The sequence below is a fragment of the Paraburkholderia sp. EB58 genome (genome assembly GCF_050436665.1).
Classification (GTDB): domain Bacteria; phylum Pseudomonadota; class Gammaproteobacteria; order Burkholderiales; family Burkholderiaceae; genus Paraburkholderia.
In genome coordinates, this window is the sequence record NZ_JBNDMQ010000003.1 from 201,528 (window position 1) to 221,694 (window position 20,167).

General features: G+C 62.1%; 20 protein-coding genes and 1 tRNA gene. 18 read left to right on the forward strand and 3 right to left on the reverse strand.

The window, feature by feature from the left end; all coding sequences use genetic code 11:
- Positions 1 to 2 precede the first annotated feature (2 nt).
- From tolR to P3T40_RS06110, 7 genes are all read left to right on the forward strand, one after another.
- Entirely contained in the window at positions 3 to 455 is a 453-nt protein-coding gene (gene tolR / locus P3T40_RS06080) for a protein TolR (RefSeq protein ID WP_429266783.1), read from the forward strand.
- Entirely contained in the window at positions 452 to 1,465 is a 1,014-nt protein-coding gene (gene tolA, locus P3T40_RS06085) for a cell envelope integrity protein TolA (protein ID WP_429266784.1), read from the forward strand. The genes tolR and tolA overlap by 4 nt, the downstream gene beginning before the upstream one ends.
- Before the next feature lie 116 nt (positions 1,466 to 1,581).
- A complete protein-coding gene (gene tolB / locus P3T40_RS06090) occupies positions 1,582 to 2,874 on the forward strand; it encodes a Tol-Pal system beta propeller repeat protein TolB (RefSeq protein WP_429266785.1) in 1,293 nt (430 codons plus the stop codon).
- A gap of 32 nt (positions 2,875 to 2,906) precedes the next feature.
- Positions 2,907 to 3,416: a peptidoglycan-associated lipoprotein Pal gene (gene pal / locus P3T40_RS06095; RefSeq protein WP_429266786.1), complete on the forward strand. Its 510-nt coding sequence runs from the start codon at positions 2,907 to 2,909 to the stop codon at positions 3,414 to 3,416.
- Positions 3,417 to 3,431: 15 nt separating this feature from the next.
- On the forward strand, positions 3,432 to 4,181 hold the full coding sequence (ybgF, locus tag P3T40_RS06100; protein ID WP_429266787.1) for a tol-pal system protein YbgF: 750 nt from the start codon (positions 3,432 to 3,434) through the stop codon (positions 4,179 to 4,181).
- 173 nt (positions 4,182 to 4,354) lie between these two features.
- Positions 4,355 to 4,430 (forward strand) — tRNA-Lys (locus P3T40_RS06105).
- A gap of 550 nt (positions 4,431 to 4,980) precedes the next feature.
- The gene (locus P3T40_RS06110; protein WP_429266788.1) at positions 4,981 to 5,352 is read left to right on the forward strand and encodes a hypothetical protein; all 372 of its coding nucleotides are present in this window, start codon (positions 4,981 to 4,983) and stop codon (positions 5,350 to 5,352) included.
- A gap of 89 nt (positions 5,353 to 5,441) precedes the next feature.
- Here P3T40_RS06110 and P3T40_RS06115 read toward each other — a convergent pair whose 3' ends face one another.
- Complete coding sequence (locus P3T40_RS06115; RefSeq protein WP_429266789.1) at positions 5,442 to 6,065, reverse strand: ParB-like protein; 624 nt, start codon at positions 6,063 to 6,065, stop codon at positions 5,442 to 5,444.
- Between the two features lie 247 nt (positions 6,066 to 6,312).
- Here P3T40_RS06115 and P3T40_RS06120 point away from each other — a divergent pair, with 247 nt between their 5' ends.
- Complete coding sequence (locus tag P3T40_RS06120) at positions 6,313 to 7,125, forward strand: mechanosensitive ion channel family protein (protein ID WP_429266790.1); 813 nt, start codon at positions 6,313 to 6,315, stop codon at positions 7,123 to 7,125.
- A 179-nt stretch (positions 7,126 to 7,304) separates the two neighbouring features.
- On the opposite strand, the gene P3T40_RS06125 is transcribed toward P3T40_RS06120, so the two are convergent.
- Complete coding sequence (locus P3T40_RS06125) at positions 7,305 to 7,988, reverse strand: VTT domain-containing protein (RefSeq protein WP_429266791.1); 684 nt, start codon at positions 7,986 to 7,988, stop codon at positions 7,305 to 7,307.
- A 255-nt stretch (positions 7,989 to 8,243) separates the two neighbouring features.
- Between P3T40_RS06125 and mutL the strand changes: the two genes are divergently transcribed.
- Both mutL and miaA read left to right on the forward strand, forming a co-directional pair.
- Positions 8,244 to 10,298, forward strand: coding sequence for a DNA mismatch repair endonuclease MutL (gene mutL, locus P3T40_RS06130; RefSeq protein WP_429266792.1), 2,055 nt, complete (start codon positions 8,244 to 8,246; stop codon positions 10,296 to 10,298).
- Positions 10,299 to 10,371: 73 nt separating this feature from the next.
- A complete protein-coding gene (miaA, locus tag P3T40_RS06135) occupies positions 10,372 to 11,325 on the forward strand; it encodes a tRNA (adenosine(37)-N6)-dimethylallyltransferase MiaA (RefSeq protein WP_429266793.1) in 954 nt (317 codons plus the stop codon).
- Between the two features lie 958 nt (positions 11,326 to 12,283).
- Here miaA and purM read toward each other — a convergent pair.
- Positions 12,284 to 13,351 carry a phosphoribosylformylglycinamidine cyclo-ligase gene (gene purM, locus P3T40_RS06140; protein ID WP_429266794.1) on the reverse strand — a complete coding sequence of 356 codons (1,068 nt, stop codon included), beginning with the start codon at positions 13,349 to 13,351 and terminating at the stop codon, positions 12,284 to 12,286.
- A 94-nt stretch (positions 13,352 to 13,445) separates the two neighbouring features.
- Between purM and P3T40_RS06145 the strand changes: the two genes are divergently transcribed.
- From P3T40_RS06145 to P3T40_RS06180, 8 genes are all read left to right on the forward strand, one after another.
- Positions 13,446 to 14,519 carry an AI-2E family transporter gene (locus P3T40_RS06145; protein WP_429266795.1) on the forward strand — a complete coding sequence of 358 codons (1,074 nt, stop codon included), beginning with the start codon at positions 13,446 to 13,448 and terminating at the stop codon, positions 14,517 to 14,519.
- A gap of 53 nt (positions 14,520 to 14,572) precedes the next feature.
- Positions 14,573 to 15,325, forward strand: coding sequence for a DnaA regulatory inactivator Hda (gene hda, locus P3T40_RS06150; RefSeq protein ID WP_429266796.1), 753 nt, complete (start codon positions 14,573 to 14,575; stop codon positions 15,323 to 15,325).
- On the forward strand, positions 15,318 to 16,004 hold the full coding sequence (locus tag P3T40_RS06155) for an HAD family hydrolase (protein WP_429266797.1): 687 nt from the start codon (positions 15,318 to 15,320) through the stop codon (positions 16,002 to 16,004). Before hda ends, P3T40_RS06155 begins: the two co-directional genes overlap by 8 nt.
- A complete protein-coding gene (gene pcnB, locus P3T40_RS06160; protein WP_429266798.1) occupies positions 16,001 to 17,617 on the forward strand; it encodes a polynucleotide adenylyltransferase PcnB in 1,617 nt (538 codons plus the stop codon). Before P3T40_RS06155 ends, pcnB begins: the two co-directional genes overlap by 4 nt.
- Before the next feature lie 48 nt (positions 17,618 to 17,665).
- The gene (folK, locus tag P3T40_RS06165) at positions 17,666 to 18,223 is read left to right on the forward strand and encodes a 2-amino-4-hydroxy-6-hydroxymethyldihydropteridine diphosphokinase (protein WP_429266799.1); all 558 of its coding nucleotides are present in this window, start codon (positions 17,666 to 17,668) and stop codon (positions 18,221 to 18,223) included.
- Positions 18,220 to 18,936, forward strand: coding sequence for a deoxynucleoside kinase (locus P3T40_RS06170; protein WP_429266800.1), 717 nt, complete (start codon positions 18,220 to 18,222; stop codon positions 18,934 to 18,936). The genes folK and P3T40_RS06170 overlap by 4 nt, the downstream gene beginning before the upstream one ends.
- A gap of 37 nt (positions 18,937 to 18,973) precedes the next feature.
- A complete protein-coding gene (gene panB, locus P3T40_RS06175) occupies positions 18,974 to 19,789 on the forward strand; it encodes a 3-methyl-2-oxobutanoate hydroxymethyltransferase (RefSeq protein ID WP_429266801.1) in 816 nt (271 codons plus the stop codon).
- A 199-nt stretch (positions 19,790 to 19,988) separates the two neighbouring features.
- Positions 19,989 to 20,126, forward strand: a complete 138-nt coding sequence (locus tag P3T40_RS06180; RefSeq protein ID WP_429266802.1) for a hypothetical protein — start codon at positions 19,989 to 19,991, stop codon at positions 20,124 to 20,126.
- Positions 20,127 to 20,167: the final 41 nt, after the last annotated feature.

Here is a 20,167-nt window from a genome sequence, read left to right on the forward strand (position 1 = left end):
CGATGGCCGGTTCCTCAAGTCGCTCTTCCAGTATGCGTGGCGGCCGTTCGCGCCGCGCGATGGCCGATATCAACGTCGTGCCGTATATCGACGTGATGCTCGTGCTGCTCGTGATCTTCATGGTGACCGCGCCGCTCGTCGCACCGTCGATCGTCAATCTGCCCACCGTCGGCGGTGCCTCGCCGCAACAGCAAACACCGCCGGTCGTGGTCAATATCCGCGCAGATGGCAACATGAACGTCAAATATAAAGACGACAATGGCGCCATGCAGCAGGAAAGCATGACGCGGCAGGATCTGGACAGCTTCGTCACCGACCGCGAGCAGTCGCATCCGGATCAACCGGTGGTAATCGCCGCTGACAAGACGGTGAAGTACGAAGCCGTGATGAACGTGATGTCCGACCTGAAGGCTCGCGGCGTCAAGCGCGTTGGCTTGCTCGTCAAATCACAATGATCCGCAAGAATTCCGCCCGCCCGCTCCAGCCACCGCGTGAACGCGGCACCTGGCGAGCCTTTGCGCTCGCGCTGGTGATGCACGTGCTGCTCGGATTCTTCCTGTACCACGGCATTCAATGGCAGAACAGCACGCCCGCAGGCGCCGAAGCCGAATTGTGGACGGACGTACCTGACGTGACAACGCCGCAGCCGCCCCCACCTCCCCCGGTGCGGGTAGCCCCGCCTCCACCGTTGCCTGACGAGCAAGCTGATATTGCGCTGCAGGAAAAGAAGCGTCAGCAACAGGAAGCCGCACGTCAGGCGCAGCTCGCCGAGCAACAACGGCAGCAACAGTTGCAGGCCCAGCAGGAAGCCGAGGCAAAGCGCCAGCAGCAACTGGCAGCCGACCAGGCTGCGCAACTGGCCGCCCAGAAAGCCGCGGCAGCGAAGCTGAAGCAGCAACAGCAGCAGGCTGACAAGCTCAAGCAGCAGCAACTGGCTGAGCAGCAAAAGCAGGATCAGTTAAAGCAACAGCAACTCGAAGACCAGCAAAAGCAGGCGCAGGCTGACGCGCAGAAGAAGGCTGATGCGCAGAAGGCGGTGAAGGCCGCGAAAGCAGCGGCAGATGCGGCGCAAGCGAAGAAGCTCGATCAGGAGCGTCGGGCGCGGCTTGCGCAGATGCAGGGTCTGGCGGGCGGCGAAGGCTCAACGGGCAACGGTCTGGCCAAGAGCGGCACAGGTAGTGGCTCGGGCGGCACGTCGACGTCGCCGGGGTATGCAGACAAGGTCAGGCGAATGGTGCGCCCGAAGATCGTGTGGTCTGGCGACACGCAAGGTCTGGAAACCGTAGTTTCGGTCCATTGCTCGCCTTCCGGCACGCTGTTGAGCGCGACGGTCACGCGCAGCAGTGGCAACCAGCAGTGGGACGACGCCGCGCTTCGGGCCGTTCAGCTCACCGATCCGATGCCTGTCGACACAGACGGTAAAGCACCTGGAAGCTTCTTGATTACTTTGCGACCAGCCGGTTGACAGCGACGCCGGGGCCTCCCGCCCAGCGCGGCGGCCCCGGGAACGAATTGAACGTTTCCGGGTCTGTCTGCTGTCATAGAGTGTTAGAAATCTGATTTTTTGGGAATCCATACAGCATGAGTTTGATGACCAAGCTAGGCCTGCGGACTTTGGTAGCGTCGTGCCTGATTGCGGCCGGCGGCGCTGCGCACGCGCAACTCAACGTCCTCGTCACGGGCGTCGGGTCCACCCAATTCCCCATCGCAACGGCGAATTTCGCCAATGAAGCGAACTCTCCGCAACAGGTCAGCACAATCGTGCGTCAGGATCTGCAGCGTAGCGGGAAATTCACGAACATCGACGCCGGCAGCACGCCCGTGTCGGAAACCGATTCGGTGGACCTCGGCAGCTGGAAGGCCAAAGGCGCCAACGCGTTCGTGTCCGGCAGCGTGAACCGTCTGCCCAACGGCCAGTACGAAGTGCGCTTCAAGCTGTACGATACGGTCAAGGGCGAAAGCCTCGGCGGCCTCGTGCTGGTCAGCCCCGAAAGCGGCTTGCGGATGAGCGCGCACAAGGTGGCCGATTACATCTACGCCAAACTGCTGGGCGATCGCGGCGTCTTCGCCACCCGTTTGTCTTATGTCATCAAGACCGGCAACCGGTACCAGTTGCAGATTTCCGATTCGGATGGCCAGGACGCGCACATCGCGTTGTCGAGCCCCGAGCCGATCATCTCGCCGGCCTGGTCGCCTGACGGCACGAAGGTCGCTTACGTATCGTTCGAAAAGAAGAAGCCGATCGTCTACATCCACGATCTGCCCACCGGCCGTCGCATCGTCGTATCGGACCAGAAGGGCAACAACAGCGCGCCCGCCTGGTCGCCGGATGGACGCACGCTGGCAGTGGCGCTTTCGCGCACCGGCAACACGCAGATTTTCGCCGTCAACGCTGACGGCAGCGGTTTGCGCCGGTTGACTCAAGGCACCTCGATCGACACCGAACCGAACTACTCTCCTGACGGACAGTGGATCTATTTCACCAGCGACCGCGGCGGTCAACCGCAGATCTACAAGATGCCGGCGCAGGGCGAAAGCGCCGGTGCAGCTCAGCGCGTCACGTTCACGGGCAACTACAACACCAGCCCGCGCGTGAGCCCAGACGGCAAGGAACTGGCCTACATCTCACGTGTGGGCGGCGCGTTCAAGCTGTACATTCAGGACCTGCAGTCCGGTTCTGCTACCGGTTTGACCGATACAACACATGACGAATCGCCGAGCTTCGCGGCGAATGGTCAGTACATTCTTTACGCCACACAGGTGAACGGCCGTGGCGTGTTGGCCGCAGTATCGACCGATGGTCGCACTCGGCAGGTCCTGTCCGTTCAGGGCGGCATCGTTCGCGAGCCGTCCTGGGGCCCGTTTATGCAATAACGTTTATGCAATAACACACAAGGAGAGTAACAATGATGTCTAAACTTCGTATCGTATTTGCCGCATTGCTGGTCGGTGCACTCGCCGCATGTCACTCGGGCGTCAAGCTCGACGAAAATGCTAACAAGGGCGGTGCAGTTGCCACCCAACCGAACCCGAATGCAGTCGCACAGGTGAACGTCGACGAGCTGAACGATCCGAACAGCCCGCTTGCCAAGCGAAGTGTCTACTTCGACTTCGACAGCTACTCGGTCAAGGACGAATACCAGTCGCTGCTGGCACAACACGCACGTTACCTGAAGGCACATCCGGAACGTCACGTGCTGATCCAGGGCAACACCGACGAACGCGGCACGAGCGAGTACAACCTGGCACTCGGCCAGAAACGTGCTGAAGCTGTGCGTCGCGCGCTGTCGCTGCTTGGCGTGCCGGATTCGCAAATGGAAGCCGTGAGCCTGGGCAAGGAAAAGCCGATGGCCGACGGTCATGACGAAGCGTCGTGGGCACAAAACCGCCGCGCCGATCTCGTCTACCAACAGTAATAGGTGATGAGCCGTATGACGCAACGTTTCTCCTGGCTGCGCTTTGCTGCAGCCGCCTGCGTGGCGGGCTCGGCCTTGATGGCCGTGCCGGCTCACGCCGGCATGTTCGACGACGACCAGGCCCGTCAGGCGATTCTCGATCTGCGTACCAAGACCGATAGCTTGTCGACCCAACTGTCGGCCGCGCAGCGGACCATCCTCGATCAGTCCAACCGCCTCGACCAGCTGAACCAGCAGGTCGCGACGCTGCGCGGGCAGAACGAGGACATGGCGAACCAGCTTGCCACGCTGCAGAAGCAGCAGAAAGACTACTACACCGATCTGGATACGCGGCTCAAGAAGTTCGAGCCGCAGCAGCAGACGGTCGACGGTGTAGAAGGCACGGTGCAGCCTGGTGAGACGGATGCGTTCAATGCGGCCTCAACACAGTTCCGCAACGGCGACTTCAAGAACGCGGCGGCTTCGTTCCGCAGCTTCATCGCCAAGTATCCGCAGAGCCCCTATCAGCCGACCGCGCAGTACTGGCTCGGCAACGCGCTGTATGCACTGCGCGACTACAAGGGTTCGACGGCAACCTGGGAAGGCGTTGTGAAGAACTACCCGCAGCATCCGCGTGCGCCGGAAGCGATGCTTGCGATTGCCAACAATCAGCTCGAACAAGGTCAAAAGGCTGCGGCCAAGAAGACCCTCGAGCAGATCGTCGCGCAATACGGCAGCTCGGACGTCGCACAGTCGGCACAAAGCAAGTTGTCGCAAATCAAGTAGTTTCGCAGGTTGCAGCAAACGCGTAGTGTCGGATGAAACGCCACGCGCGCCTCTCGCCGGAAAGCCCAGGGCAGTCGATGCCTTGGGCTTTTCGTTTTGTGGAATGCCAAGTGAATAGGGTGAATAGGGTTGACAATATTCACAGCTTATCGCTATAATCCCGCTTCTCTTTTGGGTCGTTAGCTCAGCTGGTAGAGCAGCGGACTTTTAATCCGTTGGTCACAGGTTCGAATCCCGTACGGCCTACCAAAGATTTAAAGGGCTTACATGCGAATGCATGTAAGCCCTTTTTCTTTCCAGGCGCGCGTGCAGGCATTTGCACAAGCGGCCCTTCAGGTCGAACACGAGCCGTCTCGAGCGGTCAGTAGCCGGCCACGCCCCGTCGTTGAACATGACTTCCCGAACGATCCGATCCATCACGCACGCGATCGAAGCTTCGTTCGGTAGTTTAACGAAGCTTATTAGGCGCACTACTCACACCCTTGCCTCACATCGGTCCGGAATCGATCCGAACTTCATCCGATCCACTGGGTTCCTCTAGCGGTCGAATCACCCAAGCCACCCCGCCAGCATCGCCGCGCCGACAGAATACGGGAACCCTCCAGTCCGACTACCCTGATTCGCCAGCACAAACACCTACAACCATCCTTCAATACACTCAATCGGAGTCCGAACATTCTCATTTATTGAGACGCAAAGACATGTGATGATCGCGCCGGATCGCTAACTGCGTGTTGCACCAAGTCTGCTGAAACACGCACGAGCGAAACCAAAACACCCGCGCTTTCATTCCGACATCATGAGTAACTTTCTGTTCGACCTGGCCACGAACCTCGCGATTCTTGCCTCGCTGCTGATCGCTTGCCATTTGTGCAACCTCGCCAGGCCCGATCTCGCGTTAAACGGTGGCTATACCTACCTGCTGCTGGCAGCGACGGCCTTGGTGTTCGATGCCACGCTGACCTTTTGCGTGTTCGCGGATGCGCTGAGCCGCTATGGAAAATTCAGCACACCTGACGCGTTCGTCGAGCGCGCCTGCGCTTATACCCTCGTCTGCGCGCTCGCGCTTTACTGCGCGCGGTGTTTGCGCATCCGCATGGAAAAGGCCAGAGCCAGCCACGCGCTGGTGATCCGCACCTCCCCGTACAGCGAGTCGCATCTGCCGATGTGACGACCCGCCATTGAGTCATCCACGGCATCGACACGTCACCGCTTCCCCTCCCGCATATGCGGCGGCGGCGCTATGCCGCCGGCCCTTCGTTAAGTCGCCTTGATTATCCCCGACCAGCCAGGCAGGTAACGTGCCTCCGGTGTATGCGCGAGAGTCTTCGCCTGGTCGAGCGCTTTCGCAAAACTCTTCGTAATCTTGCTCACGGACACCCGTGGCCGCAAGAAGTCAGCCCACAGAAACTCGCTGAACGGCGTCGCATCCTTCGCATAGCCGCCTGCGTTGCGCAGTTCGCCGGCGAGACTGCGATAAGGATCGTCGCTCATTTCGGTGACCACTTTCGGCAAGTGTTCATAGTCGTAACGCGAGCCGTCTGCGCCAAACGGATGGACCCACTGGTTGTGTTCCATCATGCGCCAAAAGATCGTGTAATCGAGCCACGACAGGTCTTTCAGCACCATGATCTTGACTTCCTTGACACCCTCTTCGAGTAGCGCCCGCCCAAGGTGGTGATGGTCGACGATGTAGTAACGGTCCTCCGGCCCCAGCACCGCAGGAAACGAGTGTGCATCGATCGCGGCGCTGCGCTGCTTCTTGTTCAGCGTCTTCCAATGCGCGCGCTTGAGCGCCACCTCACGATAGCCCACCGTCATCTGAGTGGGTCGCAATGCCGTGAGTTTTGCCGGGATGAAATGAATGTCTCTATTCGGGACCATGGTCTGCCTCATCAAATCGTTAAATCAAACTAGCGCGAAAACAATAGCGCGAATCAGCCACTCCGTTAATAGCCGTCAACCATTTTGCATAGGTTCTGGAATGGTCCTTGCACACGCGCGAGCCGTCACCTATAACTTGCGAAGACCGAGAGGGAGAGATCGCGCCCGCCGTCAGGCATTGCAGCCGCTGTGTTGAATCGAAGCAGTTCGTCATCAGTCACACGCAACCGACTTGAGCGAGGCCATCTTGAATCTCGAAACCGTACGCATCTTCCTCATGACGCGAGGCTTCGACCTCGGCACCAAAGTCCTCGGCGCGATCGTCCTATGGATTATCGGCCGCTGGGTGATCGGGGTGATCACCGGTCTGCTGCGCAAGCTGCTCTCGCGTAACGGTCGGGTCGACCCCACCCTCGCGCACTACCTCGGCTCGATCCTCGGTGCGTTGCTGAACCTGCTGCTGATCCTCGCGATCCTGCAGGTCTTCGGAGTCCAGACCACCTCGTTCGCCGCGCTGCTCGCGGGCCTCGGTCTCGCCATCGGCACCGCTTGGGGCGGTCTGCTCGCTCACTTCGCAGCCGGCATCTTCATGCAGGTGCTGCGCCCCTTCAAGGTCGGCGACTACGTGATGGCCGGCGGCGTGACCGGCACCGTCCAGGAACTGGGCCTGTTCGGCACCACGATCATCACGCCGGACAATGTCACGACGATCGTCGGCAACAACAAGATCTTCTCCGACACGATCTCGAACTACAGCACGCTGCCGGTGCGCCGCGTCGAACTGACAGCGAAGATCGCCAACGGAGTGGACCCGATCGACGCGGCCAACCGGCTGCGAGCCGCCGTCGTCAAGATTCCTAACGTCGCGGATAGCCCGGCGCCGGATATCGAAGTTCTGTCGTTCACGCCGGAGGGACCTTTGCTGTGTGTGCGTCCCTACGCGCATACCGACAACTATTGGCAGGTCTATTTCGACACCAACCGCGCCGTCATCGAGACCTTTCGCGAAGCGGGCTTTCCGACTCCGGAAACGCCGCTGGTGCGACGCGCTGCGAACTAGCAAGCGCACGCATCACCCTGGGCAGAGGCCGGCGACGCACAGCGATACGCTGCAGCCAGGCGAGACCATCGAGCCAGCTGATCCTCGAACACAAAAAAACGGCGCAGCGAAAATTTCGCTGCGCCGTTTTTGTCTGCCTGGGTTTGAGCAAGCCTATCCCAGACGGTTGCTAGCCAGGCTTACCGGCTGCTGCCAGGTCCAGGCTTGGCAGCAGCCGGCTTGCGCAGCATCTTCCACAAGGCGCCGAGCAGCAGCGGCACGATTGCCGCGCCGATACCGACCAGTACGATCACGTTCAGGTACTGGCGAATGAACGGGATGTTGCCGAAGAAGTAGCCCAGCAGCACCAGCAGCAGCACCCAGAACAGCGCGCCCACGAAGTTGAACAGCTGGAAGCGGCTGACGGTCATCTGCGAAGCGCCGGCGACGAACGGCGCGAACGTGCGCACCACCGGGATAAAACGCGCCAGCACGATGGTCTTGCCACCGTGCTTTTCGTAGAAGTTGTGGGTCTTCTGCAGCGCTTCGCGATCGAGGAAGCGCTCGAGCACCGGAATATGCGTACTGAACACCTTGGGCCCGATCGCCTTGCCGATCAGATAGTTGAGCGTATTGCCCCCAACCGCGGCCACGAGCAGCAGCAGGATCAGCAGACCGAGATTCATTTCGCCGCTCGCGCAAAACGCGCCGCCGATGAACAGCAGCGAGTCGCCCGGCAGAAACGGCAGCACGACCAGCCCGGTTTCGCAAAACACGATCAGAAACAGCACCGCGTAGACCCACACGCCATACTGTTGAATGAATACCCCAAGAAACTTGTCGATATGCAAAACAAGATTCACGAACTGCAGAAGCGTGTCCAAAAGCGTCCCTTATTGAGCGAATGGCGTGAACGGCCGAACTGGCGGGCCGTCATGGCATGGTGAAATGGGCAACAATTCGAGCGCCCGAAGGCGTCGAAATTGACCGCGCCATGATACCGAAAGTGCCCGGCTGCGATAAAAAATCTGCATCCATGGGCGCCCACCCGGCGCGAGTTGAGCGCACGGAGGACGTGCGCCGCGCGCGACACACAGCCGCTCACCAGCCGGTTCGCCGCGAGTCGCTATAATTTCGCCATGTCCGAATTCTCCGAACCGCCTGTCGACGCCACCAGCCAGCCTGTGGCGCCTGCCCTACGTCCATTGCGGGCCATCCAGCCCCTGCCCGACCTGCTGATCAGCCAGATCGCCGCCGGCGAGGTGGTCGAACGGCCGGCCTCGGTCGTTAAGGAGTTGCTGGAGAACGCGCTGGACGCCGGCGCGCAAACGCTGCGGATCCTGCTCGACGAGGGCGGGGTCAAACGTATCTCGATCACCGACGACGGTTGCGGCATCCCCGAGGCCGAACTCACGCTTGCCCTGATGCGCCACGCCACCAGCAAGATCCGCTCGCTCGCCGAGCTCGAAGCGGTCGGCACGCTCGGGTTTCGCGGCGAGGCGCTGGCGTCGATTGCTTCGGTGTCGGAGATGTTCATCACGAGCCGCACCACCGACGCGCGCCATGCGGTGCGTATCGAGGCGCAAACCGGCGTGCTGAGCCCGGCAGCCGGCACGCAGGGGACGACGATCGAAGTGCGCGAGCTGTACTTCAACACGCCCGCGCGCCGTAAATTCCTGAAGAGCGAGCAGACCGAACTCGGGCACTGCCTCGAGATGATCCGCCGCGCCGCGCTGGCGCGGCCGGACGTAGCGATTTCGGTGCTGCATAACGGCCGCGCGGTCGAGCACTGGAACGCGTCGGATCCGGCCACCCGCGTCGCCAAGATCATGGGCGAGACCTTTGCCACCGCCCATCTGCCACTCGACGAATCGGCCGGCCCGCTGGCGGTGTATGGCTGCGCCGGCCTGCCGACCGCGAGCCGAGGCCGGGCCGACCAGCAGTATTTCTTCGTCAACGGGCGCTTCGTGCGCGACAAGCTGCTGACGCATGCCGTACGCGCCGCTTACGAGGACGTACTGCACGGCGAGCGCTATCCGTCGTATGTGCTGTTTCTCGATCTGCCGCCCGAGGGCGTCGACGTCAACGTGCACCCGTCGAAGATCGAGGTGCGTTTCCGCGATTCGCGCTCGATCCATCAGTTTGTCTTCCATGCCGTGCAGCGGGCACTGGCGAGACACGCCGGCGCCTCCCCGGAAACCACGGCAGGCGGCCACGCGGCGCACCTCGAGCCCGTCCCGGGCAACCCGTCGTCGTTCGCGGCCACGCCGCTCGGCGGTATTGGGGGCATTGGCGGCATGGGTGGCGCAAGCGCGGGTGATGGCGCATTCGCCGGCGGCTTGGCGGGTGTTGGCGGGAACGGCGGCGGTGGTTTTGGCGGCAACCAGGCGGGCAATACCTGGCTGCGTCAGGCACGCATGACGCAAGGCACGCTGCCGGTCGCGCAACCGCTGGCGCTCTACGACGCGCTATTCGGCCGCAAGGATAGCGGCATCGGCACGGCACAGGGCACAACCACGCTGGAGGCGCGCGATTCCGCCGCTGAGGCGCCATCGTTCTTCGCCCCGCCTGGGTCGGCGTCGGCCAACCCGCCGTTTCATGGCACGGACGAACAACCGCTCGGTTTCGCGCTCGGCCAGATTCACGGCATCTATGTGCTGGCGCAGAACGCGCAAGGCTTGGTGATTGTCGACATGCACGCGGCGCACGAGCGGATTCTGTACGAGCAGTTCAAGAATGCGCTGGCCGATCGGGCGATTGCGGTGCAACCGTTGCTGATTCCGCTGTCGATGCCGGCCGACCCGGTCGAGATCGGCACGGTGGAGGAAGAACGTGAGACGCTCGACGCACTCGGCTTCGACCTTGCGGTGCTGTCCCCGACTACGCTGGCGATTCGCGCCGTGCCGGCGCTGCTCAAGGACGCCGACCTGCAGGCGCTGGCCCGCGCGGTGCTGACCGATCTGCACGCATACGGCGGCTCGCGGGTGCTGACCGAACGGCAGCACGAACTGCTCGGCACGCTGGCCTGCCACCACGCAGTGCGCGCGAACCGGCGTCTGACGCTGGACGAAATGAACGCCCTGCTGCGCCAGATGGAAGCGACCGAACGCGCGGACCAGTGCAATCACGGGCGGCCGACGTGGTATCAACTGACGCTCTCCGACCTCGACCGACTGTTCATGCGTGGTCAATGATCACGCGCATCGCCAGGGTACCGCCGCGGCCACTCGTGCCATCAGCGCCACCCGCGCCGCGGACAAGCCGACCATGACGCAACGTACTGCCACCCCGATTGCCTGTCTGCTGGGCCCGACTGCCTCGGGCAAGACTGCGGCGGCGCTCGCGCTTGCCGCGCGCAGGCCGGTCGAAATCATTAGCGTGGATTCGGCGCTGGTATATCGCGAGATGGACATCGGCACGGCCAAGCCGACTGTGGAAGAACAGGCGCGGGTGCGGCACCATCTCATCGATATTGTCGACCCTGCCGATGCCTACTCGGCGGCCGAATTCCGCACGGACACCTTGCGGTTGGTAAGCGAGATTTCCACGCGGGGACGGGTGCCATTGCTGGTCGGCGGGACGATGCTGTACTACAAGGCGCTCACGCAGGGCCTGAGCGACCTGCCGTCGGCCGATCCTGAGATCCGCGCGGCGCTCGATGCGGATGGGTTGCGGGACGGCTGGCCGGCTCTGCATGCGCGGCTTGCTGCTGTTGATGCGGCGACGGCTGCGCGGCTGGCTCCGAATGACTCGCAGCGGATTCAGCGGGCGCTGGAGGTGTTCATGTTGACGGGGCAGCCGATGTCGGCGCTATTGGCCGCGCCGGCACGCACCGACGAAGCGGCGTTGCCGTGGCGGTTTGTACCGGTGGCGCTGGAGCCTTCGGATCGCGGCGTGTTGCATGCACGGATTGCGGCGCGGTTTGATGCCATGCTCGCGGCTGGATTCGTGGAAGAGGTTGAGCGACTGCGGGCGCGCGGGGATTTGCGTGCCGGGTTGCCGTCGATGCGGTGTGTGGGGTATCGGCAGGTTTGGGAATATCTCGATGGGGTTGTCGATTTCTCGACCATGCGGGATAAGGGAATTTTTGCTACGAGGCAGTTGTGCAAGCGGCAGCTTACGTGGTTGCGGAGCATGCCCGAGAGGGTTGTTGTTGATTGTTGTGCGGGGGATGCTACTGAATTGGCGTTGCGGGCTGTTGAAGAGGTTATTGGGGGGTGATTTTTTTTGCCCTTCAGGCGGAGTTTTTGCCTGCGGCGCCTCGTATTGTTTGGTGTGCCTGCGGTGCTGGCCTTTCCTTGCATTCTTAGTGGTCTGTTTGCCTGCGGCGCCTCGCTTTGTTTGGTGTGCCTACGGTGTTGGCCTTTCCTTGCATTGTTATCGGTCTATTAGCTTCGCCCCTGTGCGGGGCGGCACCTACTTTTCTTTGCCGGCCGCAAAGAAAAGTAGGCAAAAGAAAGCGGGCTCAAACCGCCAGCCTGTAGGTGTCCACCACTTGAACCAACCCGGAGTGGTCCGAGACGAGACGGTCACTCGCATTTCCCGCGTTAGCGACACAGGGCTCATCCACCCCACTCCGCACTGCGTGCGTCGCGGATGGGTATGCCTGGGAAGGCGGAGGGATGCCTCGAAAATCGAGGCTGGCGGGCAATGAGCCTCCGAGGCGACTTACCAAACAAAGCGGGAACCTCTAACAGTTCCGCTATCAAATAAGAGCCCCCCGATAACCTTAGAAATCCTACATAATTCGCAGAAAGCGTTATGCCCGACGGCGGGGCGCGAAGCGCGACGCTGGAGCGGATGAATGCTTTGTCACTGACGAGTGTGGTGCGAGGACACGTCTCGTCTCGGGCCATTCCCGATTCACGACAGAGATGGACCCCTACGAGCTAACGGTGTGAGCCCGCTTTCTTTTGCCTACTTTTCTCTGCGGCCGGCAAAGAAAAGTAGGTGCCGCCCCGCACAGGGGCGAACCTAGATAGACCACTAAGAATGCAAGGAAAGGCCAACACCGTAGGCACACCAAACAAAGCGAGGCGCCGCAGGCAAACAAGACCGAATGGGCAATAAAAACAAAAAGGCCATCTGGCGAAAAACGCCAGACAGCCTTTCATAAAAACCACAGCCCAACGGCACAAGCAAAACCACCCCGCGCCGCGAGCCAAAAAAAGAACCCGCCTCAAACCACTACAGTCTGCGCCTCACCATCACGAGAATCCCGCACAGCCCCGATCTTCCAGACCTGTTCCCCGGCGGCAGCCAACAAGCCAATAGCCTTATCAGCATCTTCAGCAGCCACAATCACGGCCATGCCAATCCCGCAATTAAACACCCGATGCATTTCAGCGTCAGCAACACCACCATGCTTCTGCAACCACGAGAACAACGGCGGCAGCGGCCAGGCCCGATGATCAAGCTCAGCCGTCAAGCCAGCCCGCAAAACGCGCGGAATATTTTCAACAAGCCCACCGCCGGTGATATGCGCCATCCCCTTCACGGAGATCTGCTCCATCAGCGAAAGCAAAGGCTTAACGTAAATATGCGTAGGCGCCATCAAAGCATCAGCCAGCGAGCGGCCATCAAAGTCCGCGTTCAAATCCGGCTGCGCCCGCTCAATAATCTTGCGCACCAGCGAGAACCCATTCGAATGAATCCCGCTCGAAGCCAGCCCCAACACAACATCACCCGGGGTAATCGTGCTACCGTCGATAATCTTGCTCTTCTCGACCGCGCCCACCGCAAAACCGGCCAGATCATATTCGCCGTCAGGGTACATACCCGGCATTTCAGCCGTCTCGCCGCCAATCAGCGCGCAGCCAGCCAGCTCGCAGCCCTGCGCGATGCCCTTCACGACCGTCGAGGCCGTGCCGACGTCGAGCTTGCCGCAAGCAAAGTAATCGAGGAAGAACAGCGGCTCGGCACCTTGCACCAGGATGTCGTTGACGCTCATCGCCACCAGATCCTGGCCCACCGTGTCGTGCTTGTTCAGATGAAAGGCCAGCTTCAGCTTGGTGCCGACGCCGTCCGTGCCCGAAACGAGCACCGGTTCGCGGTATTTCTTCGGCACCTCGAAGAGCGCGCCAAACCCGCCGATGCCACCCAGCACACCGTCGCGCAACGTCTTTTTGGCAAAGGGCTTGATTGCGTCGACAAGGGCGTCGCCCGCGTCGATGTCCACGCCGGCGTCGCGATACGACAGACCTTGGGCCGAATCGGTTGAATGCTGGGCGGATTTCGGTTGATTCATGGGGAAGAGCTCGAAGGTCGGTAAAATGCGATTTTACCCGATGCCGGCCGGTTGGCTGGACTTTCACCTGCGCCAACCATCTGGGACACTCATTTTGCAGCAAAACTCGTCGATTCTTACGCCGTATCAGCGCCAGGCCTTCATCTGGGTCGCCATTGCGCTGGTCCTCGGCATCCTGCTCTGGCTGCTCAGTCCGGTGCTCACACCGTTCCTGCTCGGCGCAATCCTCGCCTACATCCTGCAACCGGGCGTTGCGTGGATGGTGAAGCGGCGCGTGCCGCGCAGCCTCGCCGCCCTTCTGATGATGCTGCTGTTCACCCTCGCCCTGACGATCATGATCCTGCTCGTGCTGGTGGTGATCCAGAAAGAAGGGCCGCAACTCAAGCAGCAAGTGCCCGTGCTGTTCGCGCACGTCAGCGCGTGGCTGCAGCCCAAGCTCGCGATGCTGGGCCTCGCCGATTCGCTCGATTTCGCCAGCATTCGCGACCTCGTCACCGGTCAGCTCGAAGGCAGCGCGCAAACCGTCGCGCTCTACGCCTGGACCTCGATCCGCACAAGCGGCAATGTGATGATGACCCTGATCGGCAACGTCGTGATGGTGCCGCTCGTGCTGTTCTATCTGCTATACGACTGGAACCGGATGCTCGCGCGCCTCGAGGGTTTCGTGCCGCGCCGCTGGCTCGACAAGACCCTGCAGCTCGCTCGTGATATGGACCGGATGCTGTCGCAATACCTGCGCGGCCAGTTACTCGTGATGGGCGTGCTCGCCGTGTTTTACGCCATCGCGCTGACCATCGCCGGCTTCGAGATCGCGCTGCCGGTCGGCATCTTTACCGGCGTGGCCGTGTTCATTCCATACATCGGCTATGCCACGGGCCTCGCGCTGGCCCTGCTCGCCGCGCTGCTGCAGTTCGGCGACTGGTACGGCTTCGGCGCCGTCGCCATTATTTACGGGGTCGGGCAGATTCTCGAGAGTTTCTTCCTGACGCCACGCCTCGTCGGCGAACGAATCGGCATGCACCCGCTCGCCGTGATCTTCGCCCTGCTCGCGTTCGGTCAACTATTCGGCTTTTTCGGCGTGCTGCTCGCGCTCCCCGTCAGCGCGATCCTCTCGGTAGCCCTGCGCGAATTGCGGCAAGGCTATCTGTCGAGCACGCTTTACAAGTAATTGACCATGAGTGCACTGACTCCTGGCAGCTCCCATTTTCGGCTTCTACTACTGTGCTTCGTCAACTGACGCTCGATCTCGGCACCCCGCCGCCATCGACATTCGACAATTTCTTCGCCGGCGCCAACGCCGAGCTGGTGACAAGGCTGCGCGAGCTGGAAAGCGCGCTCGCCGCCGGCCCGGTGGCCGACCGGACCTTCTACGTGTGGGGCGAAAGCGGCAGCGGCCGCACCCATCTGCTGCAGGCGCTGATCCACGAGGCGCAGCCCGGGCACGCCCGCTTTGTGAGCCCGCAAAGCAGTCTCGCCGCCTTTGCCTTCGACCCGCGCGTCGCGCTGTACGCCATCGACGACTGCGACGGCCTGTCCGGCGCCCAGCAAATCGCCGCGTTTAACCTCTTCAACGAAGTGCGTGCGCATCCGACCTGCGCTTTGGTGGCGGCAGGCAATGCCGCGCCGATCGGGCTGGCGGTTCGTGAAGACCTGCGCACGCGCCTCGGCTGGGGTCTCGTGTTCCACCTCGCGCCGCTGCCGGACGAAGGCAAGGCCGCCGTGCTCAAGCACGCCGCCCGTGAACGCGGCATCGCGCTTGACGACGACGTGCCGGCTTACCTGCTCACGCGCTACCGGCGCGACATGCCGAGCCTGATGGGCTTGCTGGACGCACTCGACCGCTTCTCGCTCGAACAGAAACGGGCGGTCACCTTGACGCTGTTGCGCACCATGCTGGCATCCCCTGCAGGCAGCGAAGAACTCAGAACGGCAACCGTTTCACCCGCTTCAAGTAAAATAGGCCCCCATGGCTAATCTCGCTCTCTTCGACCTCGACCACACCCTCATCCCCACCGACAGCGACCACGAATGGGGCCGCTTCATGGTGAAGCACGGCATGGTCGACGCCGAAAATTTCGCGCGTGAAAACGATCGCTTCTTTGCCGACTACAAGGCCGGCAAGCTGGACATCCACGCCTATCTCGTTGCCATGCTGACGCCGCTCTCGAAGTATTCGCGCGCGCAACTCGCCGAGTACCACCAGATGTACATGCACGAGGTGATCAAGCCCGCCATCGTGCCGGCCGCGCTCGAGCTGGTACGCCAGCACCGCGACGCCGGCGACCTGTGCTGCATGGTCACCGCCACCAACGAGTTCATCACCGGCCCGATCGCCGCCGTGTTCGGTGTCGAGAAGCTGATCGCCTGCGAAGCTGAAACCGTGGACGGTCAGCCGCACTCCGACTACACCGGCCGTCCCACCGGCACGCCCAGCTACAAGGAAGGCAAGATAGTCCGTACCGAAGCATGGCTCACTTCGCTCGGCAAGACATGGTCGGATTTCGAGCGCAGCTATTTCTACAGCGATTCGCACAACGACATCCCGCTGCTCCAAAAGGTCACTGACCCGATCGCGACCAACCCGGACGACACGCTACGCGCTCACGCGCAGGCAAACGGCTGGCGCATCCTCGAACTCTTTCAACCCACGTGATCAAAAAATTTATCCGCAAACTGTTCGGACAGGATCCGGCACCCGCTGACGATACCGCACCATCCGAGGCAGATGAAGCCGCTCGCGCACCGGTGAGAGCCGGCCATGACGACGCCGCTGCCGCCAAACCACGCCGCAAGACGGCGCGCGACACCGGCAAGGCTGTGCGCGATCCAGACATGCCGGTCGCGGATGTGCCGGTTACGGACATGCCGGTGATCATTCCAGCGGACGTGCACGGCATCAACCCCGCACTGATCTCGCGGAACGCCATTCGCGTCACCGAAGGTCTACAGCAGGCGGGCCACCGGGCGTTTATCGTCGGCGGCGCCGTGCGCGATCTGCTGCTCGGCATCGCGCCGAAAGACTTCGACGTCGCCACCGACGCCACCCCCGACCAGGTGCAGAAGCTGTTTCGCCGCGCGCGCATCATCGGCCGGCGCTTCCAGATCGTGCACGTGCAGTTCGGCCAGGAAATCATCGAAACCTCGACGTTCCGCGCCCTCGTCGATCCGCCCGCGGCCGACGCCGAGCCGCCGCGGCGCCTGAAGCGCGACGAGCTCGACCGTCGCACCCACGCCGTCGACGCCAGCGGCCGCGTGCTGCGCGACAACGTCTGGGGCGAGCAGCACGAAGACGCCACCCGCCGCGACTTTACGATCAACGCGATGTACTACGATCCGGCCACGCAGACCGTGCTGGACTACCACAACGGCATGGCCGACATGCGTGCCCGCCTGTTGCGAATGATCGGCGATCCGGCCACGCGCTACCGCGAAGACCCGGTGCGCATGCTGCGCGTGGTGCGTTTTGCCGCCAAGCTCGACTTCGAGATCGAAGACGCCACGCGCGCGCCGATCAAGGAGATGGCCGATCTCATCAACAATGTGCCGGCCGCGCGTCTGTTCGACGAAATGCTCAAGCTGATGCTGTCGGGCCACGCGCTCGCCTGCCTGAAGCGTCTGCGCCAGGAAGGCCTGCATCACGGCCTGCTGCCGCTGCTCGACGTGGTGCTCGAGCAGCCGCACGGCGAGAAATTCATTACGCTCGCGCTGACCAACACGGATAACCGCGTGCGCGCCGGCAAGCCGGTCTCGCCGGGCTTCCTGTTCGCCACGTTGCTGTGGCACGACGTGCAGCAGCGCTGGCAGGCATTCGAGGCGCAGGGCGAGTACCCCGTGCCCGCGCTGCACCGCGCGATGGACGAAGTGCTCGATATGCAAACCGAGAAACTCGCCATCCACAAGCGTTTCTCGTCGGACATGCGCGAGATCTGGGGCCTGCAGTTGCGCCTTGAAAAACGCTCGGGCCGCAGCGCGCTGAAGCTGATGGAACACCAAAGATTTAGAGCGGGGTATGATTTCCTCCTGTTGCGCTGCGAATCGGGCGAACTCGATGAGTCGGTCGGTACGTGGTGGACGGAGTTCATCGAAGGAGACGCTGCCGCGCGCGAACTGTTGCTCACGCAAGGCGGGAAGGACCGGAGCCCCAAAAAACGACGGAGGCGCAGCAGTGGCGCCAGGAACCGCAAACCGGGCGAGGGAATGGAGGGCGGCACGACAGTCGACCGCGCAGCAGACGACGTGAGCCAAGGCGGCTCGCACGAAGACTGACGCGGCCAGGCTGCTGGCCGTCGAACGATAGTCGCAGGAAGTTATGCCATGACGGTTGCTTATCTCGGCCTCGGCGCGAATCTCGGGGATGCGCGCCAGACCCTGAAAGACGCGGTGGTGTGCCTGGCACAACAGCACACCATCACCGTGCTCGCCAAGTCGAGCCTGTATCGCACCGCCCCGATCGACGCCGGTGGTGACGATTACTACAACTGTGTCGTGAAGCTCGAAACGACATTGCCGGTCAGGCATCTTCTGGCGCTGTGCCACAAGATCGAATTGCACTTCGGCCGGGAGCGGCCGTTTCGCAACGCACCTCGCACGCTCGATCTCGACATCCTGCTGTACGGCGATCACTTGATCGACGAACCCGATCTGATCGTGCCGCATCCGCGACTCACCGAGCGCGCCTTTGCGCTGGTGCCGCTGACTGAGCTCGATCCGGATTTGACAATTCCCCTGCATGGCCGCGCCGACGCCTTCCTCGCCGCCGTCGCCGATCAGCGCATCGAAAAGATGAAGTCGCCCTGCCAATGCCCGGTGCTCAGCGCGCTGGGCGGCGGCAGCAATGAGACCGCGAAGACAACCAAAGGCCGTTGCTCATGAGCGCCACTCCGCTGACGGTCACGGCGCCGCAGTTACGCCCGCCGTTCCGCTATATCGCGATTGAAGGGCCGATCGGTGTAGGCAAGACTTCGCTTGCGCGACGCCTTGCTGAACGATGGTCGATGCATCCGCTGTTCGAACGGCCGCAAGACAACCCGTTTCTCGAACGTTTCTATCGCGACACCGCCCGTTACGCGCTGCCCGCGCAACTGCACTTCGCGCTACAGCGTGCTCAACAGGCGCAGGAAGTCGCCGCGCTTCATGCCGCGGGCACGCCGCTGATCGCCGATTTCATGACGCAGAAAAACGAGATCTTCGCGCGGCTGACGCTGCCCGAAGACGAGTGGCAGCTGTACCGCACGCTTTCTGCACGGATCGATGCGCAAGCTTTGAAGGGCAGCACCACTGGAAGTCCTGGCGCCGCGCCGGCACCCGATTTTGTTGTGTACCTGCAAGCCAGTCCGGAGGTGCTGTTCGCACGCATCCAGAAGCGCGCCGTGCCGATGGAATTGCAGATCTCCGACGCGTACCTGCACTCCCTGTGCAACGCGTATAACGAATTCTTCTATCACTACGACCGCACGCCGGTGCTGACGGTCAATGCAGAACATCTGAACCCGCTCGACTCGGACGCGGACCTTGCACTGCTCGTCGAACGCATCGAAACGATGCGCGGGCGCAAGGAGTTCTTTGTCAAAGGCACGTCGCTCTGAGCGACGGCGCCCTCCTCTTTTTCCAACGGAATACCCCATGAGCTATTTGCAGGAAACGAGCCGGAACGCCATTACCGTCCCGAAACTGCAGGCAATGCGCGATGCAGGCGAGAAGATCGCCATGCTCACCTGTTACGACGCGAGCTTCGCTGCGCTGCTGGACCGCGCCGGCGTCGACGTGCTGCTGATCGGCGACTCGCTCGGTAACGTGCTGCAAGGTCAGACGACGACGCTGCCGGTCACCCTCACGGAGATCGCCTATCACACCGCCTGCGTAGCACGGGCACGCCCCTCGGCGCTGGTCATCGCCGATCTGCCGTTCGGCACCTATGGCACGCCCGAGGCCGCCTTCGCCAGCTCCGTGGAGTTGATGCGCGCGGGCGCCCAGATGATCAAGCTGGAAGGCGGCGAATGGCTCGCCGATACGGTGCGCTTTCTGGTTGAGCGGGCGGTGCCGGTGTGCGCGCACGTGGGTCTCACGCCACAATCGGTGCATGCGTTTGGCGGCTTCAAGGTGCAGGGCAAGACGGAAGCAGGCGCAAGCCAGTTGCTGCGCGACGCGCGCGCCGTGCAGGACGCGGGCGCCCAATTGATCGTGATAGAAGCGATCCCGATGGTGCTCGGCGCCGAAGTCACCAAGCAGTTGCGGATCCCGACCATCGGCATCGGCGCGGGCGTGGATTGTTCGGGACAAGTGCTCGTGCTGCACGACATGCTTGGGATTTTCCCCGGCAAGCGGCCGCGCTTCGTGAAGGACTTTATGCAGGGCCAACCGAGTATTTTTGCGGCAGTCGAGGCGTATGTGCGTGCGGTGAAAGACAGCTCGTTCCCGGGGGCGGAACACACGTTCTGATGTGAGTGTTTCGGGTGTGTGGCCGGGCGGCCGGAACGGTCGCCTGCGCGGGACGGGTCAGTTCCACGGCAGGGTATGAGCGTTCTTGTTAGCGCGCCGCTTTCTGCTTTGGGACCCGTCCGATTTCCGTAGAAAGTCCGGACGTCTATCTTCTTCGATCCATCTATGCGGCCCTGCCGCAAACCGAAGAGAGACGTCCATGAGCCCCTTTTGCCTGATCAACGTCGCGGAAATCCGCGATCACGCTGTTGCGACCTCGCCTGATCTGCGGGAACCCATCTTGTATGCACGTCTGACTGACTGGGTGCTGCGCTTGCTGCGCCTCGGCCGCGGCTAAACCGCCCTTTTCGCCGCTATCTCGCCTTACGCCCAACTAGG